This is a genomic window from Bradyrhizobium sp. 62, assembly GCF_023073035.1.
GTDB lineage: Bacteria > Pseudomonadota > Alphaproteobacteria > Rhizobiales > Xanthobacteraceae > Bradyrhizobium.
Map to the genome: position 1 here is coordinate 15,473 of NZ_JADPIT010000030.1, position 2,854 is coordinate 18,326.

Below are 2,854 nucleotides of genomic sequence, written 5' to 3' on the forward strand. Positions count from 1 at the left end.
TGGCGTCCTCGTCGTTGGCGCAGGCGAACGTGCGGGAGTTCTCGCGACCATTCGCATCAACGATGCAGGCTCGATATTGCATTCTCAGCTCTTCTGATTCGGCGGTTCAGCTCGACCGAACTGTAAGCACTGACCGGCCAAAATTTAACTCTTTTCGCTTCGTAAACTTACGCCAGGCGCTGCCGCTGAGCGCGCGAGCCCGGGATCGAGGTTTTTTCAATGAGCGGAACGAGACCCTTCTACCACGGCACCCGGGCCGACTTGAAGCCGGGGGACCTGATCGCAGCCGGTTTTCGCTCCAATTACGGAAGGCGGGCTCAGGCTTCTTGGGTTTATCTTACGGGTACTTTGGAAGCGGCCATATGGGGGGCAGAGCTGGCCCATGGAGACGGCGCGGAGAGGATCTACATCGTCGAGCCAACCGGAGAGATCGTGGACGATCCCAACTTGACCGACAGGAAATTTCCTGGAAACCCCACGCAATCCTACCGGTCGCGCGAGCCACTCCGCGTTATCAGCGAGGTCAGCCAATGGACCGGACATTCCGCCGAGCGGCTGAAGGACATGAAGGACCACATCCAGCGGCTGAAGGAGGAAGGCGTGGAGGCGATCGACTGATCGTCGATAGAGATCATAGCCCTCGGCTTCGCGTTCGCAACGGAGAACAGCCTGGCTTGACTTGCCCCGTTTGAGGATGTCCCCGGCCAGCGTCGGACCCTTGAAGGAGATTTTGAATGGCAGCTTCTGTTGAGATCGCAATCCTGCTCTATCAGGGTGTGACGGCGCTCGATGCGGTCGGGCCCTGGGAAGTGCTGTGGCGCATCCCGGGCGCGCAGGTGCGGTTCATCGGCAAGGAAGTCGGGCCCGTCGTCGCGGAAGGCGGCCGCCTTCTGCTTGGAGCCACCCACTCAATCTCGGAGACGATCTGCCCCGAGGTGGTCATTGTTCCCGGAGGCTCGACCACCCCCAGTCAGATGGTCGACGACGAGGTCCTCGATTGGCTGCGGAAGGTGCACCGAACCTCGGTGTGGACAGCTTCGGTCTGCACGGGAGCTTTGATCCTTGGTGCGGCAGGAATCCTGAAAGGGCAGCCGGCGACGACGCACTGGTACAAGATGGGCGTGCTGCGGATCATGGGTGCGAAGCCCAGGCCCGATGAGCGCGTCGTCCGCTCTGGGAAAGTCGTCACGGCGGCGGGCGTGTCGGCTGGCATCGACCTGGCGCTCTGGCTGGCCGGCGAAATTGCGGGCCGTGAGCGGGCCGAGGCCATCCAACTGGTGATTGAATACGATCGGCATCCGCCTTTTGATGCCGGTCACATCAGCAAGGCCTCCAAAGAGGTGCAGCGCCTGGCCAACAAGATGATGGACGACAGTATGCCCGCAGACCAGCGGCGGCTCGTTCCCAAGATCGCCTGGAATCGCTTCCTTGACCTCGTCCGCACGGGGCAATAGCACCGGGACCCGTTGGGCGCCCGGCGGTTACCTTACGGAAGATCGCCCTCCGTTAGGTGCGTCTCTGGCCGAACGAATGGCGAATTGACTGCGGCTGGCACCATCAGCGAAGTCTGCGCCAACATTTTGCTGTTTCCCGGCTGAGCGCGACCCGGCGAGAAAAAGTGAACGCTTGATCCTGTTCTACGTTGAGGCCGGTGACCGGCGTCATCGGGGTGCGGATGCCATTTCGACAGGAGATGCGAGAGAATGCACCTGAGCAACTCCCACAACGCCGCAGAAAAATCCACCATTCTTCTGGTTGAGGATGAAGCTCTTCTCCGTGAGATGCTGGAAGAGACCTTGATCGAGGCCGGTTACGGGGTTGTTAGCGCCGCATCGGGCGAAGAGGCCGCCCGTTTGCTCATCAGAACGCCGCTTCCGCGAGCTGTGGTCACGGACATCAATCTCGGCCGCGCCAGGATGGACGGATGGGGGCTGGCTCGCCTCGCACGCGAGAACGACCCAAGCTGCGGGATCCTGTACGTCTCCGGCGATAGCGCCCACCGATGGGCCTCCAATGGCGTGCCCCGCAGCATTCTCCTGCCTAAGCCGTTCGCGCCGGCGCAATTGGTCCAGGCTTTGTCGGATCTTCTCATCCGAACGTCATAGCTGCCGGGCGCCGGAAAAGGGATGCATCCGGGTTCAGTTCACCCTAGGCTTCTCGAAACGATAAGAACTGTCTCGCGTTCAGGGGTACCAAGTGTCTGTCGAGTTTCGGAACAACGTGCAGGTCCGCGGCCGCGGCGAGCGTGCCATGATGTTCGCTCATGGGTTCGGGTGCGATCAGAACATGTGGCGCTTCGTGGCCCCGCCGTTCGAAGACGAATTCAGCACGGTGCTGTTCGATCACGTCGGAGCGGGCCGCTCGGACCTCACCGCGTACGACCGCCACAAGTATTCGAAATTGTCCGGTTATGCCGACGACGTCGTCGAGATTAGCCAAGCACTCGGGCTGAAGGGCGCGGTCTTCGTGGGACATTCCGTCAGCGCCATGATCGGAGTTCTCGCTGCGATCAAGGATCCGACATTGTTCGAGAGCCTTATCCTTGTCGGCCCCTCGGCGCGCTACATCGACGATGGCGACTATGTCGGCGGTTTCAGCGCTCAACAGATCGAGGAGCTTCTTTCCTTTCTTGAAGAGAACCACATGGGGTGGTCGGCGCAGATGGCGCCCGCCATCATGGGCAATCCCGATCGTCCCGAACTCGGCGAGGAGCTGACCAACAGCTTCTGCCGTACTGATCCCGCGATCGCCAAGGAGTTCGCCCGGGTCACGTTCCTCTCCGACAATCGCGCGGACCTGGACAAGGTCAACGCTCGCACGCTGATCCTCCAGTGCAGCGAAGACATCATCGCCG

4 protein-coding genes are annotated in these 2,854 nt (G+C 61.2%); all 4 read left to right on the forward strand.

Going from position 1 to position 2,854, the window contains the following annotated elements:
- Positions 1-219: 219 nt before the first annotated feature.
- Positions 220-618: an NAD(+)--rifampin ADP-ribosyltransferase gene (arr, locus tag IVB47_RS27755; protein ID WP_247466030.1), complete on the forward strand. Its 399-nt coding sequence runs from the start codon at positions 220-222 to the stop codon at positions 616-618.
- 116 nt (positions 619-734) lie between these two features.
- Positions 735-1,454, forward strand: coding sequence for a DJ-1/PfpI family protein (locus tag IVB47_RS27760; protein ID WP_247466033.1), 720 nt, complete (start codon positions 735-737; stop codon positions 1,452-1,454).
- Positions 1,455-1,703: 249 nt separating this feature from the next.
- Positions 1,704-2,105: a response regulator gene (locus IVB47_RS27765; RefSeq protein ID WP_247466036.1), complete on the forward strand. Its 402-nt coding sequence runs from the start codon at positions 1,704-1,706 to the stop codon at positions 2,103-2,105.
- 91 nt (positions 2,106-2,196) lie between these two features.
- A partial coding sequence (locus IVB47_RS27770; protein ID WP_247466039.1) for an alpha/beta hydrolase occupies positions 2,197-2,854 on the forward strand: 658 nt, incomplete at its 3' end.